This is a genomic window from Zobellia barbeyronii (genome assembly GCF_018603515.1).
GTDB lineage: Bacteria > Bacteroidota > Bacteroidia > Flavobacteriales > Flavobacteriaceae > Zobellia > Zobellia barbeyronii.
On record NZ_JACATN010000006.1, the window covers coordinates 63037 to 84911 of the forward strand.

The 21875-nt window shown below is 34.0% G+C and carries 17 protein-coding genes; 16 read left to right on the plus strand and 1 reads right to left on the minus strand.

What is annotated here, in order from left to right; all coding sequences use genetic code 11:
* From HW347_RS17825 to HW347_RS17860, 8 genes are read left to right on the plus strand one after another with little or no spacing between them, the layout of a single operon-like run.
* On the plus strand, positions 1-1698 hold the full coding sequence (locus HW347_RS17825; protein ID WP_214613102.1) for a hypothetical protein: 1698 nt from the start codon (positions 1-3) through the stop codon (positions 1696-1698).
* A 1-nt stretch (position 1699) separates the two neighbouring features.
* Positions 1700-2668, plus strand: coding sequence for a toxin-antitoxin system YwqK family antitoxin (locus tag HW347_RS17830; RefSeq protein WP_214613103.1), 969 nt, complete (start codon positions 1700-1702; stop codon positions 2666-2668).
* Positions 2665-3033 carry a hypothetical protein gene (locus HW347_RS17835; protein ID WP_214613104.1) on the plus strand — a complete coding sequence of 123 codons (369 nt, stop codon included), beginning with the start codon at positions 2665-2667 and terminating at the stop codon, positions 3031-3033. Before HW347_RS17830 ends, HW347_RS17835 begins: the two co-directional genes overlap by 4 nt.
* A gap of 16 nt (positions 3034-3049) precedes the next feature.
* Positions 3050-3904: a DKNYY domain-containing protein gene (locus tag HW347_RS17840; protein ID WP_214613105.1), complete on the plus strand. Its 855-nt coding sequence runs from the start codon at positions 3050-3052 to the stop codon at positions 3902-3904.
* Positions 3901-4674: a DKNYY domain-containing protein gene (locus HW347_RS17845; protein WP_214613106.1), complete on the plus strand. Its 774-nt coding sequence runs from the start codon at positions 3901-3903 to the stop codon at positions 4672-4674. The genes HW347_RS17840 and HW347_RS17845 overlap by 4 nt, the downstream gene beginning before the upstream one ends.
* Positions 4664-7513: a toxin-antitoxin system YwqK family antitoxin gene (locus HW347_RS17850; protein ID WP_214613107.1), complete on the plus strand. Its 2850-nt coding sequence runs from the start codon at positions 4664-4666 to the stop codon at positions 7511-7513. The genes HW347_RS17845 and HW347_RS17850 overlap by 11 nt, the downstream gene beginning before the upstream one ends.
* 5 nt (positions 7514-7518) lie before the next feature.
* Positions 7519-10254, plus strand: coding sequence for a toxin-antitoxin system YwqK family antitoxin (locus tag HW347_RS17855; protein WP_214613108.1), 2736 nt, complete (start codon positions 7519-7521; stop codon positions 10252-10254).
* Between the two features lie 16 nt (positions 10255-10270).
* Positions 10271-10930 (plus strand): sterol desaturase family protein, encoded by a 660-nt coding sequence (locus HW347_RS17860; protein WP_214613109.1) that lies wholly within the window; start codon positions 10271-10273, stop codon positions 10928-10930.
* A gap of 21 nt (positions 10931-10951) precedes the next feature.
* Here the strand turns inward: HW347_RS17860 and miaE are convergent, their stop codons facing one another.
* Positions 10952-11533, minus strand: coding sequence for a tRNA-(ms[2]io[6]A)-hydroxylase (gene miaE / locus HW347_RS17865; RefSeq protein WP_214613110.1), 582 nt, complete (start codon positions 11531-11533; stop codon positions 10952-10954).
* 302 nt (positions 11534-11835) lie between these two features.
* On the opposite strand from miaE, the gene HW347_RS17870 reads away from it, so the two are divergent.
* From HW347_RS17870 to acs, 8 genes are all read left to right on the plus strand, one after another.
* Positions 11836-12255, plus strand: a complete 420-nt coding sequence (locus HW347_RS17870) for a transposase-like zinc-binding domain-containing protein (RefSeq protein WP_214613111.1) — start codon at positions 11836-11838, stop codon at positions 12253-12255.
* A 108-nt stretch (positions 12256-12363) separates the two neighbouring features.
* Positions 12364-13611 carry a hypothetical protein gene (locus tag HW347_RS17875; RefSeq protein ID WP_214613112.1) on the plus strand — a complete coding sequence of 416 codons (1248 nt, stop codon included), beginning with the start codon at positions 12364-12366 and terminating at the stop codon, positions 13609-13611.
* Between the two features lie 10 nt (positions 13612-13621).
* Positions 13622-13882: a DUF4212 domain-containing protein gene (locus tag HW347_RS17880; protein ID WP_214613113.1), complete on the plus strand. Its 261-nt coding sequence runs from the start codon at positions 13622-13624 to the stop codon at positions 13880-13882.
* A gap of 27 nt (positions 13883-13909) precedes the next feature.
* Entirely contained in the window at positions 13910-15676 is a 1767-nt protein-coding gene (locus tag HW347_RS17885; protein WP_214613114.1) for a sodium:solute symporter family protein, read from the plus strand.
* 361 nt (positions 15677-16037) lie between these two features.
* Positions 16038-18737, plus strand: coding sequence for a sodium:solute symporter family transporter (locus tag HW347_RS17890; protein ID WP_214613115.1), 2700 nt, complete (start codon positions 16038-16040; stop codon positions 18735-18737).
* Positions 18738-18746: 9 nt separating this feature from the next.
* Positions 18747-19109 carry a response regulator transcription factor gene (locus HW347_RS17895; RefSeq protein ID WP_214613277.1) on the plus strand — a complete coding sequence of 121 codons (363 nt, stop codon included), beginning with the start codon at positions 18747-18749 and terminating at the stop codon, positions 19107-19109.
* Positions 19110-19179: 70 nt separating this feature from the next.
* Positions 19180-19404, plus strand: a complete 225-nt coding sequence (locus HW347_RS17900; RefSeq protein WP_214613116.1) for a hypothetical protein — start codon at positions 19180-19182, stop codon at positions 19402-19404.
* Between the two features lie 550 nt (positions 19405-19954).
* The gene (gene acs, locus HW347_RS17905; protein ID WP_214613117.1) at positions 19955-21862 is read left to right on the plus strand and encodes an acetate--CoA ligase; all 1908 of its coding nucleotides are present in this window, start codon (positions 19955-19957) and stop codon (positions 21860-21862) included.
* Positions 21863-21875: the final 13 nt, after the last annotated feature.

Sequence of the window (21875 nt, forward strand, 5' to 3'; positions counted from 1 at the left end):
ATGATATTTAAACTAAAAGATATATCATGTAAATTTTTGACAGCCTGTTTTATAGGTGCTTTTTTTGGTGCTACTAGTTCCATTAATGCTACACCTAAGCCTTCTGAAAACAATCTTAATAGTTTATTAGAAACCATAACCCCAAGCACCCAATTACTTTGGTATTCTGGATTTATAGGGGATTACCCGATAAAACTTATGCTAAAAAGGACTCATAATAGAGATGCTTCAGATAGTAGAATCACTGATATTGCTTACGCGTATGACAGTCGAAAAGAGTGGATATTTTTAGAGGAACAGTACCAGTTTAAGTCTAATTCCTTTGGCGGTGAAGTAAAAAATGACGGAATCTATGCTAAGGAAAAATCAGAAGGAAATATAACAGGAAGTTGGAAGGTGCCTTTTAAAATTAATGAAACATTAAATGGTTTATGGTATGATAAGAATGGAAAACCCTTAACGGTTAAGTTAACACCAATGTACCATAACGTGCCAAGTGGCTATGTTAGGTTTGACTACTACTCAGACCTAGAACCTACCGAAATTACAAAAGGTAATGACGGATTAGTCATAGAAATAAAGCGGGATGCCAGGTTATTAAAACAAACAATTTATCTTGATCCTTATAAAGAGGATTTGTATGATACTGTTTATGTAGATTTTAACTATGACGGTTATTTAGATTTAGTTTTTGGTAATATCCTTTTTTTATATAATCTTAAGACCGACATATATGAAAAAAGCAAGGCATCTGATAGAGATGAGTTTCCTGAACTAGATGAACTTTATAATTACGATAGTTACGCCAAGAGTTTTACGGTTCGTGACCTTAGAACTATGACTACGTACATATCTGAAAAGGGAAAAATATCACCCCATGTTTCAAACTCTTATTTTCATAATGATGACGGAGAAAAAGTCTCATTAGATGAAAAATATGTTAACAGTAAATGGGAAATTTTAATCAAGTCAATTGAAAAGATATATGAAAATGATGATGATGTAATTTTTTCAGTGGAAAACTTTGAGCTCGAAATTGATTTAGCTAAATATAATAATCATATCTACTTTGATCCAATTTTTTATAACCATACAGGTATTGATTTGGAGTTTAAAGCTAGCGCAAAGTTATTTGTTGAGATAACCGATAGTAATGGCAAAATAGATGCACATTACTTACATGATGTTTCGTTATTAGGTACAGAAAGTGATATGTTAAATGATAATAAAATGCTTTTTGATGGTAACGAATACATACTTGAACATTGGGATGGTCCAATACCATTCTTTCCAGCAAATTTAAAAAATAGAGAGTATCAATTTCAACTTATTATTAAACATCCATTATTTAAAGAAGTTCGTTCTAAAAAAGAAATTATTACGCTACCTCTAGACATAAAAAAAGATGAAAACGTTTTACAACTCACAGGAAACATCAATACTCAAGTAAATGGTACTATTCATTTTATTTGGACAGAAAGCAAAGTAAAAGCCACCTTCATCAATAGTAAAACCCAACAAAGAATAAAACTTATCGGTACTGTAAATGGCAACAAAGTAAACCTTGCAGAATACGAAAAAGACGATAAAATAAGTGGCTATTTTGAAGGAATATATAAAGAGGGAGTCTATAGCGGACATTGGTTAAGCACTAATAGAAAAATAAGCGTTCCTTTTGAATTTAAAAGCGTAGAGTAATATGAAATTTATTTTTATTCTTTCTTTCCTTTTGTGTTTTCAACTACATGGTCAAATAAAAACCTACTTTAAGAATGGCAATCTCAAAGAAATAAGAATATATAATGAAATCACAAAAAAAGGGCAATGGGAAGAGTATTTTATTACTGGTGCCCCCTACTCCATTAGCACTATAAATGGAATTAAAAGAGAATACACTCTTTTTTACGAAAATGGAGCGGTAAGAGAACATGGCAATTACACCAATGAACGTAAATCTGGTGAATGGTTGAAGTTTGACAAAAATGGCTGCTTAGTTAAAGCAGGTAGTTTCAAAAATGGAGCATATGATGGTAAAATAAGACGCTATCATATGGACAAACCACTAGCCATTGAACATTACAAAGACCGAAAGAAAACCGGAAAATGGTCGTGGTATAGAAATGGTCAGCTAACTCAAATTAAAAATTATAAAAATGACAAAGCTCATGGCGCGCATAAATCGTTCTTTGATGATGGCAACTTATCCTATGAGCGCTATTACGCGCATGGTACACCCATAGGCATACATAAAGATTATACAGAACTTGGCATCATTAAACATAGAATAATATACGAGAACGGTAGAGAAGTTGAAAAAAGAAATTATTACCCTAATGGCGCTATTAGCCATTTAATCGTTTTTTCGGCGAATACAAAATTAGAAAAAGGATATCACGAAATTGGTAACAAGCTTAGTCATGAAGGGTCTTGGAGTACTTTAGAAAACATCCATCTGCAAACTGGAGAATGGAAGTATTTTCACCAAAATGGTAAGCTTCACTACAAAGGCAAATTTATAAATGGAAAACGGAGTGGTAAATGGAAGGGTAAGCATGCCAACGGAAAAAGAAAATTTAAGGGTGTTTATAAAGATGATGAGAAAATAGGTATTTGGAAGTATTATGTCAAGAACGGAAAACGCAAACCGGAAGAACCAAAACAGAAATGAATTTTAGAACAGAAAATATAGAAATAAGTGGTGAAACTTATAGCGTAAACATTCCTTCTGAAGAAGTTTATTTAAAAGCGAATTATAATAATGCGCAAGCTGCAAAAACAATTTACACCAACCTTTACAGTGAGTTGAAAGAAAAACTTTCTCTTGAAAAGATTGAATTAATACTCACTTATCAAGAAAATTATATAGAAAACCAACAAAGGACAAATCAAGATTTTACGATATTGGATAAGGCGAACATTAAGTTTCTTGAAAAAAGAATACCATCTATAGGACAAAATTTATCTAAGGATGAAATCTTAGAAATCTTTCATGTAGAATCGTTTTATCTAAAACTTATAAATGTTATTGATTAACAAAACGCTCTATCATTTGAAAAAACTAATAAACATACTATCAAAAAATAAAGAAACGTTTTCCGATGCCAAAAAAACATACTATGAAATAAAAAGAAATAGGGTGTTATATCATTCTGTATATAGAAAAACAGAAGATTACCGTTCACCTCATTTCTGCACTGATATAGTGAAAGGAGCTGATAAAGACAGTTTTAAAGAATTAAGCAAAGAGTATGGTATGGATGCTACTCATGTTTATTTTAAAATTGAAATAGTGCAACATAGAGACAACGCTACTTTTAAAGTTCTAAACGAATATATCACAGCGGATAAACATGGCGTTTACCAACAGAACAATCTAATACCAAATAGTGATGGTTTAAGTTTTAAATTGCTTGGAGCCGGGTATGCAATAGATAACAACAACATCTATTACATTCCCACTAATTTTTATAGCATTTTAAAAGAGGCTGATAAAAAAACGTTTGAAATCATAAATTCTGGTTTTTTATCTTATGCGAAAGATAAAAAACAGGTGTATTGTAATGAGCATACTATTAAGGCGGCTGATCCTAGTTCATTCATAGTACTTGATAATTTAAATGGATATTCAAAGGACAACAAACACGTCTTTCATTTTCATGTAAAAATGAAAGACGCAAATGTAAATTCTTTTAAGATTTTAAAATATGACCTATCTAAAGACGACACTTTTATATTTTATCGTGGAAAAATCGTAAAGGAAGGTGATTACACTTCATTTAAAATGATAGAAGGTAATTCTATGTATGATGCTGAAGATAAGAATCATTATTACAGATTAAATGGAGGTGCCCATGACGATGGAAGTTTAGGAATATGGTCAAAAGAAGAAAATGAATGGTTATGAAAATTTATAAGCTCATTTTAGTATTGTTATTAGTAGCCTCTTGCTCAGATGCCGATGAAACGTATTACGAAATAAAGGGAGATGAAGTCGTGTACCATTCTGTTTATAGACTTGGTCAGGAATACTACACAAAAGCGCATACTTCTATTAAAACTATAGAAGATGCAGATGCTAAAACCTTTCAGCAACTAACTAAATATTATGGCATAGATAAATCAAGTGTTTTTAATGAAGTTAAGAAACTTGTTAAGCGTGACCCAGCTACGTTCAAAGTTTTGAAAAAAATGGTGACAGCAGATAAATATGGCGTGTATTATGACAATAACATTATCCCTAACAGTCATGGTTTAAGTTTTAGGTTTTTAAATAACGACTACGCTTTAGATGACAATCAAGTATATTATCAACCTTCAGATTTCAATAGTGTTGTAACTGGGGCTGACAAAAGCACTTTTTCGGTAATTGGAGATGAATACAGTGATTATGCAAAAGACAAAAACCAAGTTTATTATAAAGGCTATGTTATTGAAGGTGCCGTAGTTGGTTCGTTTAGCATATTAAAAAATGATATCTCTAAAGATGGAAAATCTATCTTTTTAAAAAAGGAAAAAATTAAGGAAGCCGACTATAATTCTTTTAAAACTTTAAGATATGAGGAGCTAAAAGAATACGAGTATAAATTCATTGCCCAAGACCACAACAGTTTTTATAGTGATAATGGTGGCAACATAGCAATAACGAAGAAAACTGAAGTAACAAATGAGCATTAAGAATCAACTTATCCTAATAGTCATCTTTTGTAGCGCTAACAACCTTATAGCCCAAAAAGACACTCTTTATTTTAATTCGAAGTGGAATCAAACAGATAAAAATAATGCTGCTTTTTTTAGACTGGTCCCATTAAAGAAAGAAGGTGATTTATATAAAGTGGAAGACTATTATATAAATGGAAATCTGCAGATGCAAGGGTACTGGTCTAATATAGAAAATGAGACCCTACACGGCAAAGTTACTTGGTATTTTGAAGACGGAACAAAATCTATAGAATCAGAATATAATAATGGTGTTTTAGAAGGTGCAAATACCATTTATAAGGAAGGGGGTCTAGTTAGCTCTAAAGGCATTTATAAGAACAATGAGCCTTACTCAGGTAGTTTTATTGTTTACCGTTTGTTACAAACCTATGCCAATGGTGTATTGAATGGCGAAGAAATCAGCTATGCTAAAAATGGCACAATAGCCACCACAGGAATTAATAAGAACGGCAAACGATTTAGTGGAGAATTCACCAATACCCAAACAGAAAAAACCACCTACAAGGATGGCAGAAATGATGGCATTACAACTTCGTACTACGATTTAAATTTCACGCAGAAAAAGCAATCTTATGCTGTTGTTAATGGCATAAAAGAAGGCGAAGAAGTTTCCTATTATGAAGATGGAAAAGAAAAAGCTAGAGGCATCAATAAAGCAGGAATGTCCTATGATGGTTCATTTTACAATGAATATACGCGCAAAATCGCCACTTATAAAGATGGAGGCTTTCATGGTCCGCTCACCACTTTTAATGATCAAGGTAAAATAATTTCAGTACGTGAATATAATAATGGTAAGGTTTCAGGTAGGGTAATGAGTACAGGGCTTTTTGAGAATAAAGTATGTGAATGTGAGTATAAAGAGCAAGAACCTTTTAATGGAGAGGAATGTAAAGGTTATGATGTTTATAAGTATGTAGATGGTCAATTAGTAAAGTTAACCTCTTACAGTTCTGAAAATCAAGATGAAAAAATAGAAATTCAGTTTTTTAAAGATAAAAAGAAAACTAAAAAACTCGTCAACCTAAACAGAGAAGCATACGAGTTAATTTATAAAAATGGCAAGGCATATTCTGGTAAAGATTATGATCGTATATCGGGTAGCTTAACCACTTTTAAAAATGGTACAAAAGAAGGTCCTTTTCAAATTAATAAGAAGTACAAGGATTATATCGCATCTGGTAATTATAACCAAGGTGTTTACGACGGAAAAATAGAATTCGAGAATTTACAAAGTAAGACAAGTACATTCTGTACGTACCAGAATGGAAAACCAATTGATGGCACCGCAATATTTAAAGATACCATTGTATCTTATAAAAACGGACTTAAAAACGGATTAGAAACTCCTATGCGTGCTTATGGAGCTTATAATTCACCTTTTGATAGTATTAGCAGAAACTATAAAGAAGGTAAGCTACATGGTCAAATTCAATATTTTGAAGAAAGTGAATTAATTACCGAAGGATTGTACCAAAACAACAAACCTTTTACTGGCGTATTTTATGAATATTCTGGCGGAACCAGTTATACGAGAAAAACCTATAACGAAGGCGAGCAATTAAAAGAGGAATATATTGCTCAGAAATTTAAGGCTATCTACGAGTACAAAGACAATAAACTTCAACAAGGAAAATTCTATTTTAACGAGGAATTAATTGCTGAAGGTGTCTATAAAACAGGCAGTCCGTTTGAAGGTAGTTTTGCCATATTAGAAAAAATTGACAAGAACTATTTCCCTGAGAAATACACACTTACTCGCTATAAAAAAGGCAAGAAAAATGGGGATGAAACTGTTGTTAATTTTAACGAAAATTCAATAGAAGAGGTAACTCAATATAAAAATGGCAAAATCATAAGTAAAGCAATTTTCCTCCCTTTTAAAGATAAAGCTAGCCTCAAAGGCACCTACAAAAACAACATGCCTTTTTCGGGAGATTTTTTAACTACCCTAGCTATTAACCTACCAGATACAGAAACAAAAAGTAGCTATCAATCTGTAAGTCATTATGAAAATGGTCAAAAATCTGGACGGGAATATTTTACTACAATGGGTTCTAATATGCGGGTGGTACTAGATAGTGTAAGCTATAAAGACGGAAAACCATTTCAGGGCAATCTACTTGAAGTATACAATAGCGATACCCTGCAGCACCATTATGAAAATGGAAATTTAGTACAGACTAATATTTATACATGGGGACTAAGCAAAAAACCAGATGCTATAGTCAGGTATACTAACAAAGGCTATAAAACCTCTAAGGAAAGACCTTCTAGAGACATAACAAGCTATTCTACCGAAGTAATTTATACAGATACCGACCCTAGTGAAGGAACCGCAATTATTACCGGTAATGGAAATGAAATGGGCAGATTTTCATTCTCAAAGAAAGGTATTTCTAATGCTTCATTTTCATTTAAGGAATATGACACAAATGTTACCATAGAAAGTATTGCCCTAAATAAAATAGCGCTAGTTTTTGACTTAGAAAATATGATTATAAAGTTTGAAAGCACTCTTAAACCTATGACTACTATAAAACCTAGTGATATTCAAGATTGGTTACGATTATTTTATTTTGGTGATGGTCCGGCAAGTTTTTATTTCGATGGAGAAGAAACACCAATTGCTACATGTATGTACAAAGAAGGTAGGGAGTACAACGGCGTTACAGCTAACATAAATAAAAATGGCAGCTATAACTATAACTTATATAAGAAAGGCGAATTAGTTGAAGATCAAAAAAACATAACCAAGCAGCAATTAGTACAACTAATTAACACCAAGCAATAACTATAATGAAAAACATACTTCCCCTACTCTTTTTAGTTGTTACAGTCCAAATATCCGCACAGAAAGACACACTCTATTTTGACGCTGACTGGCATAGAACTGAAAAAGCAAATGCATCCTTTTTTAGACCGCTTCCGCTAGAAAAAGAAGGTAATTTATATCATGTGAAAGACTATTTCATTGGCGGCAATATTCAAATGGATGGTTATTGGTCTAACATTGAAGATGAAACTCTAGAGGGAAAAATTAGATGGTATCATAAAAATGGTCAGCTTTCTGAAATTAGATATTACTCTAATAGCATACTTAACGGAGAATCTATCGTGTATTCCCAAAACGGATTTTTAAGAGCAAAAGGGGAATATAAAAATGGTCACGGCTGGGAAGGCACTTTCATTCATCCTTGTTGTTTTAATGGGTTTATCCCTATTTACAAAGAAGGCAATCATATTGGACAACAAATGTTTTATGAAAACTCCAATCAAATTGCCCAGAAAAAAACACAACAAAATGATAGTATTAGTATCACTAGATATTATGATAAAAAAGGAAAAGAAATAGGTGAAAATCGTTATGTAAATGGCAGTATTAAAGAAGGAATGTTAGCCACGTTTTTTATAAATAAGGAAGATGATGCTATAGGTCTAGAAGACTACATGCATTTCAAAAATGGAGAAATGCATGGTGAGTATGCTGTATTCGATGCCAAAGAAAACCTACTTTCAAAAGCTGATTACAAGAATGGCAAACCGCACAGCGGTACCGTTTTTAGCTATGCCAGTTTAAAAACATATGCCAACGGAAAATTAGAAGGCGAGGAAATAGGATACTCAAGAAAAAAAATAAAAGTTACTAGAGGTATAAATAAAGATGATGAACATTGGACTGGTCAGTTTGTAGATAATTATGTTAACAGTATTTCTAGCTTCAAAGAAGGAAGTTTAGAAGGAAAGCAAACTTTGTATTATTCCGATAACTTGGAGCAAGTGAAGTCATATGAGCATTTTCAGAATTATGACAAAAACGGTGAAAGCGCTTATTATTTAAAGGACGGAAAAGAATTGGCAAAAGGAATCTACAAAGACCATAAACCTTGGAACGGAACTTTCTATGATTCGTATAGTATGCTTTTTTCTTCTTTTAAAAATGGTAAAAAACATGGCATATTTGCTCAATATAACAGCGTTGGTGAGATTTTAGAGCAACAAGAATATGAGAATGACCTACTTACCGGTATGGTAAAAAGTAAACGCTTAGACGGAGAAATCTGCAAGTGTATATATAAAAAGGGAGAGCCCTATAAAGGTCAAGTTTGTGACACTTATACGATAACGCACTTTGAAAAAGGAACTACTGTTAAAAGAGAAAATTTCGAGTTTGATTATGAAAATGACACCATTGTTTTTACTGGTGACACCACTTATAAAAACGGAATTGCTAGTGCACAAACAATAATTGCAGATGGTAAAACTTATGCCGTTACCTTTAAGAATGAACTACCATATAATGGTGTTCATTACATATCTTATAGTGGTGAAATGACTACTTATAAAAACGGAATAAAAGAAGGTGTTTTTATAGAGCAAGATGAAGAAAATAGAGATTTGAGCATTAGTGGTTCTTATAAAAACAATGAACGTCACGGATTAATTGAGTTCTACGAAAAAAGATTAAAAAAGAAAACCACTTGTATCTATAAAAAAGGGAAACCTATTAAGGGTACAGTTATAAATGACCATACGTTCACAATCTATAAAAAAGGACTTAAACAAGGGGTTGAAAGAGAAATAACAGAAACTGGGCTAGAGGAGGTAATAGAGAGAGAAGCTGTATATGACAAAGGTGTTATTTTATCTGAATCTTGGCCACGTCTAAAAAATTCAAAAGGAGAAATTGCGAAAGGAAATTACAAAGACGGCAAACCTTTTAATGGTGACTTTTTTAAATTTGAATCTATATTAGCCTCATTTACCTACTATGAAGATGGAATAATTTCAGGTACGCAATATGTAGGTTTTAATGACTATGAAACCCTTGCTGTGGTAGATTCTATGCAGTATAAATCTGGCAAACCCTACGAAGGTAGGTTTATGGAGCATACAGAAGATAGGTTGCATTTTCACGAATACCAAAACGGAAAACTTTTAAAAACCATAGTCACCAAAGATGATCTAAATCAAAAAATACGAAACACAGTTATCTATTCTGATACTGGGTTTACTGTTGCTGAAAGAGATTCAGATTTAGTTATGTTCAGAGGTACGTATTTGAATGAAGAACACACGAAAGCGAAAGTAGAAATGTTTTCTGATATTGATGTATCTGCCGGAAACTTAGAATTTCACGATAATAAAATAACTGCCATCGATATTAATTATCATGAAGCACGTTACGATATTAATTATTCATTGGTAGATTCTCAATTAGTAATCAGCTTGCAAAAAGAAGGGATCCTATTAAAGGCATACCCTAATTTAAAACATATTAAGAAGTTTACGTATAAAGACTTTCTTAATCCAGAAAAGCTGTTTGTTGACGGTGAAGTGACCATGCATTCTTATATAGATGATAAGCTGGTAGCTACAGGAATAATTTTAGATAGAGATTTTTACGACGGTATTCATATTCGCTATGACAAAAGCAGTAACACCTATACCTATTTTAAATATGATAAAGGAGAACGTTTAGTTTGGGAAACAAGTCTGCCCAAAGAAGCAGTTTTAAAATTGTTACACAAATAATCTTAAAAACTAATTAATGCAGTTATTGGATAATGCTATTCCCTTCTTTAGTGGTTTAATTGGTGCAAATATCGTTATGTATCTCTTTACAGTGCTTATAAGTTATTCGTGGTCAAAAGTTCATAATCACAAAACACTGGCATTAACTAGACGGGATGTATACAATAGTCTTAGTGTTGTACTTATAAATATTCTTGTAGCTATACCAGGCTATTATTTATATAAAAAAGGAAGCATCCACTTTACAACAGATACTCACCTTATACTAGATTTTGTCATATTGTTCTTTGCTTTCGATTTGGGCATGTATCTACTTCATTTAGTCTCTCATTTTGTATGGCCATTTAAAAAGTTTCACAACACCCATCATTCCCATGCATATTTTAACGCCATTAGCCTATATGTTATGGAACCTGTGGAGTCTCTTCTATTTGGACTCTTATTAACCGTATTCGCATTTTTTGTTCAACTCAATATTTATAGCTTTCTCGCCTTCATATTTTTAAACTGGGCCTTAGGTGTCGTGGGGCATTTAAATACACAATCAACAAAGCAACCTTTTCTTTTTGGTAACCACGTATTCCATAAAACACACCACCAACAAGCCAATAGCAACTTTGGCTTTTATACCGTAATTTGGGATAGAATTTTCGGTACTTTTTATAGAAAGAACTAGATACGTCTTGTAGCTATCTTTTTAGCCATGTATGGTTTCATCCTTGCCGTAGTTTTTAATTACTTCGGCTTCAAAAGCAACTAGCTCTTGCCAGCGTTTATCCACATCTATATCTTGACCATATTTGCGGGCAAAACCAATAAAAGTAGTGTAATGGCCTGCTTCACTAATCATTAAATCATGATAGAATTTAGAAAGCTCAGGGTCTTTTATTTCTTCTGAAAGTAGTTTGAAACGCTCACAACTCCTAGCTTCAATCATAGCAGAAAATAAGAGCCTATCTACCATAGATTTAAGTCTACTGCCACCCTTATTCATGAACTTGTAAAGCTCGTTAACGTAACTATCCCTACGCTCTCTACCTAAGGTGTATCCACGCTTTTTAATGATTTCATGAACCATTTGAAAATGTTCTAATTCTTCTTGGGCTAAAAGGAGTAAATCGGTAACTAAATCCGGGTACTCAGAATTGAGCGTAATTATAGTGATTGCATTAGTAGCCGCCTTTTGTTCACACCACGCATGGTCCGTAAGTATTTCTTCTATGTTCTTTTCAACAATATTAACCCAGCGTGGGTCTGTCGCTAATTTTAAATGAAGCATCGGCTTTAGTTTATGTAAAAATAGGTATCAGCGGGTAAAGAAATCAATAAACCTTAACTCTTTTCAAAATACTAGTTCACTAGTTGGCAAATAGAAATAAGCTCAAGGATATTACTATTTCACAACGAAAGAACTAATATACAAGTGATTCCGCTGCATCCAAAAAATGGAACCATCATTATTATTGAAAAGCCCCTATACCTGATATCTCAAGACATAATTGATGTTTATATAAAAATATTTTCATTTCTTGGTTCATGATTTAATTGCTAAATTAATATATTTATGCAAAATTGATATACATGAAAATTGAACTATGCCCTAACTGTGGTTCTGACAGCTATATAAAAAGTGGAATCGTCAATAATAGGCAGCGATTCAAGTGTAAAAAATGTAATTATTTTTTTTCAGTAAATAAAATTGGAAAAAAAATTGATGATTACTACGTGAATAAATCACTCCAATTATACTTAGAAGGGTTAACCTATCGTGAGATTGAACGCATTTTAGGAATCTCTCACGTAAGCATCATGAACTGGGTTAAGAAATACAACATTAAGCGGCCCTACAATTCTGATTACCACCCTACTTACAAAATTTTAAACGCTACAGAGCTTGGCGATTACTTTAAAAAAACCGAAAATATAAAGGGAGCGGGAGTAATTGTTACTGAGCTGGGAGATAAGTTTATGCTCATAAAATGGGAGCGTTTTAAAGAGTAACTATATTAAATTAGCAAAAAGATATATTAATAAAACATTAACTAATTGTTTTTAAGAGTTTAGCGGTGCACACAAAATCAATTCATCACTAACTAATCTCTTAAAATCATGAGTAAACAAACTCTATTACTGATTGGCCTTTTTATAATGTCCTTTCAATTAATGATTGCCCAAGGTTCGCCTGACTATACGGGAGGACTTAAAATGAAATTTAACGAAGATGGATCTAAATATCTACGAATAATTTCTTGGGCACAGGTACAGGCTAATTATGGTTTGGACGAAACTTTTGATGGAAACGGGAATAAGAATAGTCCGTTAAACTTTAATTTACGAAGAGCTCGTATTTTAATGTTCGCCCAAATCAATAAGGACTTTTTAATCTTAACTCATTTTGGGCTTAACAGCTTAAACAGTTCAACATTAAGCCCTACTGGTAAAGGAGATGGTTCTCAATTATTTTTTCACGGTGTTTGGGCACAATACAACTTAGGAGAGAATCATACAGTTGGTGGTGGATTACATTATTTTAACGGTATTTCTAGGCTTAATAACCAAAGTACCTTAAATATGATGACGATGGATAACAATCGGCAATCTTGGGCCACTATTGGTCTTTCCGATCAATTTGCACGTCATTTAGGTTTTTTTATCAAAGGAAATTTTGATAGACTTCAATATCGTCTAGCCGTAAACGATGCTGCAACAACAACTTTAGATAGTCGCGTTGCCGTTGCTGGCGGAGATGCCGTTTACAATGGTCGCGCTTTACTAGGTTCTAAAGATGCAGGTAAAACTTATGCAGGCTACATGGACTACCATTTTCTTGACGAAGAATCTAATTTTTTACCGTATAAGGTGGGCTCTTACCTTGGAGGCAAAAAAATATTTAACATTGGGGCCGGATTCTTTTTACATCCAAAAGGTGCCGTGATCAACACAGGTTCTGATACCGCTCCTACTCTAGACGGTGAAAATGTTTCGATTTTTGCTATTGATGCTTTTTATGACACGCCACTTGGCGAAGATGGGAGTGCATTAACTGCCTATGCCGTTTTTCAATCCAATGATTACGGTAAAAATTACCTGTTTAGTGCCTATGGAACGGGAAGCATGGTTTATGGTCATGTAGGTTATGTTTTTAAAGGTGATGTAACCAAAACTAGATATCAACCTTACCTAAGTTATGGCTCTCATAGTTATGATGCCGTAAGCGATAGCAGAAATACATTAGGTATTGGCGTAAACGCATACATGAGCGGCCACAATTCCAAATTGACTTTAGAGTACAAAAAACAAGAATTCGGGGCATTAGACTCGAATATCATATCACTTCAAGCAATGATTTACTTATAAAAACACATTTATGTCTGATAAACAAGAAAAGGCTACGGCCTATTGGAAAGAGAACCTGAAGTATTTAATTATACTACTTGTCATATGGTTCGTCGTATCCTTTGGATGCGGAATATTATTTAGAGAAGAATTAAATGAAATTAGACTTGGCGGATTCAAACTGGGGTTCTGGTTTGCACAACAAGGATCAATCTATGTATTCGTAGTACTCATTTTCGTCTACGTGAGATTAATGAACAAATTAGATAAAAAATACGGTTTCGACGAGTAACCTAACCAAACTTTAATACAGAACATTATGAGCGTACAAACATGGACATGGCTATTAGTAGGAATTACTTTTGCCCTTTATTTTGGAATTGCGATTTGGGCTAGAGCTGGGTCAACCAAAGAATTTTATGTAGCTGGCGGTGGCGTTTCTCCCTGGGCAAATGGTATGGCAACAGCAGCCGATTGGATGAGTGCCGCCTCTTTTATAAGTATGGCGGGAATCATTTCTTTTGCGGGTTACGATGGCTCGGTTTACCTTATGGGTTGGACCGGTGGATATGTGCTACTAGCACTACTCCTTGCCCCCTATTTACGAAAGTTTGGTAAGTTTACCGTACCAGATTTTATTGGGGATAGATATTATTCCAACACCGCTAGAACCGTAGCCGTAATTTGCGCATTAATTGTATCCTTTACCTATGTTGCTGGCCAGATGCGAGGTGTAGGTATCGTGTTTTCTCAATTTTTACAAGTAGATATTAATCTAGGTGTACTTATTGGTATGACCGTAGTTTTAACCTTTGCCTTATTAGGAGGTATGAAGGGGATCACATATACACAAGTAGCACAATATTGTGTTTTGATTTTTGCTTTCATGGTGCCTGCATTCTTCATTTCATTGCAAATGACAGGAAACATTATCCCTCAAATAGGAATGGGAGGCTCGATTGAAGGTGGTGAATTCTTATTGGATAAATTAGATAGACTACATACAGAACTTGGTTTCCATGAATATACAAGCGGAACAAAAAGTACTTGGGATGTATTTGCTATTACTTTAGCATTAATGACCGGAACAGCGGGTCTACCTCACGTAATTGTACGTTTCTTTACCGTACCTAAAGTAAAAGATGCTCGTAAATCTGCTGGGTATGCATTATTACTAATTGCAATTTTGTATACTACTGCTCCAGCAATTGCTGTTTTTTCTAGAACGAATTTAATTGAAACCGTAAGTAATAAAGAATACAAGGAAATTCCAGAATGGTTCAAAAACTGGGAAAATACAGGTCTAATTGCATGGTCCGATAAAAACGGTGACGGTAAAATTCAATACGTAGCAGGAAATGCGTTAGCAGATAAAAAACCTCTTTATTCTGAAGCTAGAGGTGCTAACGGAGAACGTATAGTTACAAATCCAAGTGATGCTGAAAACGAGCTTTACGTAGATAGAGATATCATGGTTCTTGCAAATCCGGAGATTGCAAATCTGCCAAACTGGGTTATTGGCCTAGTTGCTGCTGGTGGATTGGCTGCAGCATTATCTACTGCTGCAGGATTACTATTGGTAATCTCTACTTCTATCTCTCATGATTTAATTAAAAAGCAACTAAAACCAGATATTTCTGATAAAGGTGAATTAACAGCTGCAAGAATTTCAATTTTCGTAGCAATCTTAATTGCGGGGTACTTTGGTGTAAATCCGCCTGGCTTTGTAGCCGCGGTCGTCGCCCTGGCATTTGGGCTGGCAGCAGCTTCCTTTTTTCCAGCAATTATCTTAGGCATTTTTGATAAACGCATGAACAGCCAAGGTGCAATTTCAGGAATGGTAGTAGGTATCCTTTTAATGCTTTTCTACATGATGAAATTCAAATTAGATATGTTTGGCGGTGGCACCAGTGCAGAGTGGTGGTTCGGAACATCACCAGAAGGATTTGGTACTATTGCCATGTGTGTAAACATTGTAATATCTATGGTGGTTTCAAGAATGACACCGGCGCCTCCACAGAATGTACAAGATATGGTAGAAAGTATCAGAATACCTTCGGGAGCAGGCGAAGCGTCTGATCACTAAATCAAGCATTTCATAATTCGATATTTTTTCCGAATTGTAATACTATTTTATATTTGATTAGCTAAAAATCAGCATCACCATTTTGGTGATGCTGATTTTATTATGTCCAAGAGGTATTATATTTCATAAATTAGTGCAACCTTTTACCTACCAACCACAAATAATCTACTGTAGATGAAGAAACGCCACGAACAAAAACTGATAGTCCTTTCGCTTGCTTTGTTTTTCCTATTCAATATTCCTTTTGTCTTAATTTTCAATTTTGAAGGAGCAATATTTGGCTTTCCTACATTTTACTTTTCTATTTTTTCTATTTGGCTGCTTTCTGTTATTATTTCTGGAATAGTATTAAAAAGACACTATGAGTAATTATGTAATCATAGTTATCATTCTTACGTATTTGGCAGTGTTGTTCTTCATTGCTTTCCTTGCAGAAAGAAAGAAAAAGAGCAAATGGGTAAACAATCCCTATGTGTATACTTTATCACTTGCTGTCTATTGTTCCGCTTGGACCTATTATGGTAGTATTGGTATTGCAGCAAATACCGGAATCGATTTTTTACCCATTTATTTAGGGCCAGTCATTGCTGCTCCCCTATGGATAATAGTACTTCGGAAAGTTATACGGATTTCTAACCAGAATAAAATTTCATCTATCGCAGATTTTATTTCCCTCCGTTATGGGAATAATAGATTTCTAGGTGCGTTAGTTACCGTAGTTTGCCTTTTTGGTACCATACCATACATTTCTTTGCAACTTAAAGCTGTGTCTGAAACGTTTGAAATTATGTCAGACAACACCAGTTACATTTTAACCAATACCTTTCATGATTCTACTTTTTACGTTGCATTAATACTAGCCATATTCGCCACTTTTTTTGGAACTCAAAATGCAGATGCTTCTGAAAAACATACTGGGATAATAGCCACGGTAGCTTTTGAATCTGTATTAAAATTAGTCTTCTTTTTAGTCATTGGTATTTACATAACATTTTATCTATTTGATGGCACAACCGATATCTATAATCAAATAGCTACTATAGATAATTTAAAAGAGCTCACTACTCTTTCCGGTTTAGAAGACGGTTTTAATTGGCTTTTCATGATTTCATTGTCCTTTATGGCAATTTTTTTGTTGCCCAGACAATTTCAGGTTTCAGTACTAGAAAATAACCGCGAAAAATATTTAAAAAAGGCAATTTGGTTGTTTCCCTTATATCTTTTAGTATTCAATATTTTTGTAATTTTCATAGCTTGGGCTGGTAAAATAACTTTTGGAGATGACGTAAATGCTGAGTATTACACTTTGTATCTACCTTTAGAACAGGGTAATTCTTTTCTAGCAACATTAGTTTTTCTTGGCGGGTTTTCTGCTGTAATCTCTATGGTTGTTGTATCCACTTTGGCACTATCTACAATGGTGAGTAACAACCTCATTATACCATACGGGTTTTTAGAAAAATTTATTAGAAGCCAAACAGAACGTAATGAGCGGTACATTAAGAACATTAGGCGTATTTCTATTTTCTCAATTATAATTATAGCCTATTTCTTCTACATTTCATTTTCAAGAGAATTATCGTTGTACTCCATTGGTTTAATTTCTTTTACAATTATTGCTCAGCTGGCACCCTCCTTTTTTATTGGGCTTTTCTGGAATCGTGGTTCATCTAAAGGCGCAATAATTGGTATTATCCTTGGATTCTTTATTACAGTATACACCCTAATACTTCCATTTACTTTAGCTGCCTATAGCGGAACAGATGATTTTACGCAATATGGCTTATATGGCATTGCAGCACTTAAACCTTATGCTTTGTTTGGTATTGACTTTTTAAGTCCGCCTGCTCATGCCTTTTTCTGGAGTATCCTTTTCAATTTGCTGGCCTATTTGTTTTTTTCACTCATGTTTAAAGGAAACTATAGAGAGCGTAACTATGCCGAAATGTTTGTAGATAGCAGGAATTTTTCAGCATTACAAGACAGTGCACTTGTTTGGAAAGGAGAAGCCTATGTGGCCGATATTAAAACTATGCTCGTTAGGTTTCTAGGTGAGAAAAAAGCAACTAGAGCATTAAAACTGTTTTTTACCAAATATAAATTACCAGTAGATACACAGCTAGCGGATGCCAGGCTAATTAACTTTTCCGAAAAATTACTTACAGGAAGTATAGGTAGTGCCTCGGCAAAAATCTTGATTGATAGTGTGGTAAAGGAGGAACAAATAAGTCTGACTGAAGTACTTAGAATATTAGAGGAATCTAAAGAGAATATTGTAAGTAATAAAATGCTTCTCGAAAAATCCGATGAGCTATCTCAACTATCATCAAAACTAAAAGATGCAAATGAAGAACTGGTTAATAAAGACAAACAAAAAGATGAGTTTTTAGACACCGTAGCGCACGAACTAAAAACACCTATTACCGGAATCAGGGCCGCAACCGAATTGTTGATGGATGAAGAGGATGATATGCCCAAGGAAATTAAAAAACAGTTTCTAACGAACATACTGCAAGATTCAGACAGACTAGGGCGACTTATTAATAATATCCTAGATTTTGAAAAGCTAGAAACAGGACGTTTAAGTTTAGATATGCGGAGTCTTGATATTCAAGAAACAATAAAAAAGGCAGTTGCAAATACGCAACATATAGCGGCCAAGAAAGGAATAAAAATACAGATTAAAAATGTTCATCACTTTGAGATTAAGTATGATGAAGATAGAATTCTTCAAGTATTTACAAACTTAATTTCAAACGCTATAAAGTTTTGCGAGCCAGAATCTGGAAACATTGAAATAGATTATAAACTAGGAAATGAAGTACTAGAAATAGCTGTAATAGACAATGGAAAAGGCATTCCTGCAGAAGATATAGCGTATGTTTTTGATAAATTTTATCAATCACAACATCAAAATACCATTAAACCAGAAGGCAGTGGGCTAGGTTTAGCGATCACCAAACAAATCATAGAAAAGCACAAGGGTAAAATTTGGGCAGATAAGACTGTAAAAACAGGGGCAAAGTTTGTTTTTACGCTACCTATTAGCTACATTGTATAACGATTTATGATGTACAAGATTTTAATTGTTGATGATGAGCCAAATATTGTAATGTCTCTAGAATATGCCTTTAAAAAAAAGGGATTTGAGGTCTTTATTGCAAGAGATGGTAGTGAGGTAATTTCAATAGTAGAAAACACTGTTCCAGACATCATCTTGTTAGATATAATGATGCCTAATATAGATGGCTATCAGACGTTAAAACTAATAAAGAGTAAAAAGAGTTTAGAGGCTACAAAAATAGCTTTCTTAACCGCAAAAAATAAAGCTTCGGATATTGAAAAGGGTTTAAAACTAGGAGCTGATAAATATTTAATCAAACCTTTTTCAGTAAAAAAAATAGTTTCAGAAATACTGGAACTATTAGAGTGATAGTCTTTTAAGACTTTTTTTAAATTGGTTTTGTGTGCAAACAAACTATGTTTAATTAAATTTTAAAGACATGAAATTTCGCATTAATCCTTTGGCGTCAGATATTATAATAACTGCCTACATCATAGGTACGCTATATCTGAGATTTAAATTCGAAAGCCAAACAGAAACAAGCCCCGTGCTATCTATAGTTATGGGTATTTGCTTTGTGGTAATTATTTGGGTACTTATTAAACTCAAAATATTTAACCCTAACTGGTTCGGTTTATTTGACGCTAAAAAAGCTAAACAATAAGTTATTTAGCTTTTACAAGGATAGTTTAGTTGACTCAGAATGCTTTTGGCCGTCTAAAGCCAAAGAGATAGAAGGTTAGAAACCAACCAGAACTTTTTTCTTGAAATACAATTACGTCCATAGTTTTGGTACGTAGTTAGTGAGCACAATCTAAAAATTATGTTCGCAACACCATTGACTATTTAACCATGGAAGTAGGAAGTTGTTCAAGAAATTTGATTTGTTTTTTCTAATCCTCATTGTCAGCTAGCAAGTACTGTAAAGAAAAAAATGTACCTAATAAGCTATTCTTGAAAGACGGAATATAGTTAGCACTCACCAACTAATACCCAGTCATGGAATTTTTTACACTATGACATTTAGGTACAAAATGAATAAGAAAAAGAAGTCAGGTTTGATGACAAATTAGATATGGAAGTAGTACTACCGCTAACTAAGAAACATCAATATAACACGTAATAGATTATAGATTACGTACCCCTTTAGGCAAAATAAAATTCACTTATTAAAGCCGGTATACCGGTATTCATAAATAAAAAACAATTTAGTAATGAGTAATTATCATATAAAACATTTAGAAGAATATTACCAAGTATATAGAAAGTCTGTTCGTAACCCTGAAGCTTTTTGGGAAGAAATAGCAGAGGAGCATTTTCTATGGCGAAAAAAATGGGATAACGTTTTAAGTTGGGATTTTAAAAAGCCTGAAATAAAATGGTTTGAAGGTGCTAAATTGAATATTACTGAAAATTGTATTGATAGGCATTTGGCTACACGAGGAGATAAAACAGCTATCTTATTTGAACCAAACGACCCAAAAGAAGATACACAACACATTACATATAAAGATTTATACCACAGGGTTAATAAGCTTGCTAATGTGCTAAAATCAAAAGGAGTCAAAAAAGGAGATCGTGTTTGTATCTACTTACCTATGATTCCGGAACTGGCTATTTCACTACTAGCCTGTGCTCGTATTGGAGCGATACATTCTGTGGTTTTTGCGGGCTTTTCATCTATCGCATTAGCTACCAGAATTAAAGATTCTGATTGTAAAATGGTAATTACATCAGATGGCTCATACAGAGGTAAAAAAACAATTGATTTAAAAGGTATTGTTGATGAAGCTCTAGACGACTGCGAAGGTGTAAAAAATGTTTTAGTGGTAAAGCGTATTAAGACAGATATACCTATGAAAGAAGGGCGTGATGAATGGCTCCAACCATTGCTGGATGAAGCTTCAGACGAACTTACAGCGACCGTTATGGATGCGGAAGACCCTTTATTTATACTATACACATCTGGCTCTACTGGAAGACCAAAAGGAATGGTGCATACTACAGGAGGTTATATGGTGTATAGTGCGTATACTTTCAAAAACGTTTTCCAATACAAAGAAAATGATGTTTATTGGTGTACGGCAGATATTGGTTGGATTACAGGACATAGCTACATTGTCTATGGCCCATTAGCAAATGGAGCAACCACCGTTATGTTTGAAGGAGTTCCAAGCTATCCGGATTATGGCCGTTTTTGGGAGATTGTAGAAAAACATAAAGTCACTCAGTTTTATACCGCACCAACCGCTATTAGGGCTCTTGCCAAAGAAGGTGTGGAATATGTAGAGAAGCATGACCTATCATCATTAAAGGTTTTAGGAACCGTAGGAGAGCCCATAAACGAAGAAGCTTGGCACTGGTATGATGACAATATTGGCAAGAAAAAATCGCCTATTGTAGATACTTGGTGGCAAACCGAAACAGGGGGCATCATGATTACCCCTATTCCTTATTGTACACCAACAAAACCAACATACGCTACATTACCATTTATTGGTATTCAACCTGCATTAATGGATGAAAAAGGTATAGAAATTAAAGGAAAACAGGCAGATGGACGCTTGTGCATAAAATTCCCTTGGCCAAGTATAGCCAGAACTATTTGGGGAAATCATCAGCGCTATAAAGACACGTATTTTTCTGCTTATGATGATATGTATTTTACTGGCGATGGAGCATTAAGAGACGAAGTAGGATACTACAGAATTACCGGTCGTGTAGACGATGTAATTATTGTGTCCGGTCATAACCTAGGTACGGCACCAATTGAAGATGCCATTAATGAGCATCCAGCAGTTTCAGAAAGTGCTATTGTTGGTTTCCCACATGATGTAAAAGGAAATGCATTATATGGCTATGTGATCTTAAAAGAAACTGGTGAAAGTAGAAACCATGATAATTTAAGAAAAGAAATCAATCAGATTATTACAGAGCAAATTGGGCCTATTGCTAAACTAGATAAGATTCAGTTTACCAACGGACTACCAAAGACGCGTTCTGGAAAAATTATGCGTCGTATTCTTAGAAAAATAGCTGGCAAGGACACAAGTAACCTGGGAGATACAAGTACGCTTCTAAACCCAGAATGTGTTCAAGATATAATGGATAACGCTCTATAATAAAGTTTAAATT

Excerpts from the sequence above, each read along its gene's own strand:
- HW347_RS17825 (WP_214613102.1), top strand. The coding sequence starts at position 1 with ATGATATTTAAACTAAAAGATATATCATGTAAATTTTTGACAGCCTGT.
- HW347_RS17830 (WP_214613103.1), top strand. The coding sequence starts at position 1,700 with ATGAAATTTATTTTTATTCTTTCTTTCCTTTTGTGTTTTCAACTACAT.
- HW347_RS17835 (WP_214613104.1), top strand. The coding sequence starts at position 2,665 with ATGAATTTTAGAACAGAAAATATAGAAATAAGTGGTGAAACTTATAGC.
- HW347_RS17845 (WP_214613106.1), top strand. The coding sequence starts at position 3,901 with ATGAAAATTTATAAGCTCATTTTAGTATTGTTATTAGTAGCCTCTTGC.
- HW347_RS17850 (WP_214613107.1), top strand. The coding sequence starts at position 4,664 with ATGAGCATTAAGAATCAACTTATCCTAATAGTCATCTTTTGTAGCGCT.
- HW347_RS17855 (WP_214613108.1), top strand. The coding sequence starts at position 7,519 with ATGAAAAACATACTTCCCCTACTCTTTTTAGTTGTTACAGTCCAAATA.
- HW347_RS17860 (WP_214613109.1), top strand. The coding sequence starts at position 10,271 with ATGCAGTTATTGGATAATGCTATTCCCTTCTTTAGTGGTTTAATTGGT.
- miaE (WP_214613110.1), bottom strand. The coding sequence starts at position 11,533 with ATGCTTCATTTAAAATTAGCGACAGACCCACGCTGGGTTAATATTGTT.
- HW347_RS17870 (WP_214613111.1), top strand. The coding sequence starts at position 11,836 with ATGAAAATTGAACTATGCCCTAACTGTGGTTCTGACAGCTATATAAAA.
- HW347_RS17875 (WP_214613112.1), top strand. The coding sequence starts at position 12,364 with ATGAGTAAACAAACTCTATTACTGATTGGCCTTTTTATAATGTCCTTT.
- HW347_RS17880 (WP_214613113.1), top strand. The coding sequence starts at position 13,622 with ATGTCTGATAAACAAGAAAAGGCTACGGCCTATTGGAAAGAGAACCTG.
- HW347_RS17885 (WP_214613114.1), top strand. The coding sequence starts at position 13,910 with ATGAGCGTACAAACATGGACATGGCTATTAGTAGGAATTACTTTTGCC.
- HW347_RS17890 (WP_214613115.1), top strand. The coding sequence starts at position 16,038 with ATGAGTAATTATGTAATCATAGTTATCATTCTTACGTATTTGGCAGTG.
- HW347_RS17895 (WP_214613277.1), top strand. The coding sequence starts at position 18,747 with ATGTACAAGATTTTAATTGTTGATGATGAGCCAAATATTGTAATGTCT.
- HW347_RS17900 (WP_214613116.1), top strand. The coding sequence starts at position 19,180 with ATGAAATTTCGCATTAATCCTTTGGCGTCAGATATTATAATAACTGCC.
- acs (WP_214613117.1), top strand. The coding sequence starts at position 19,955 with ATGAGTAATTATCATATAAAACATTTAGAAGAATATTACCAAGTATAT.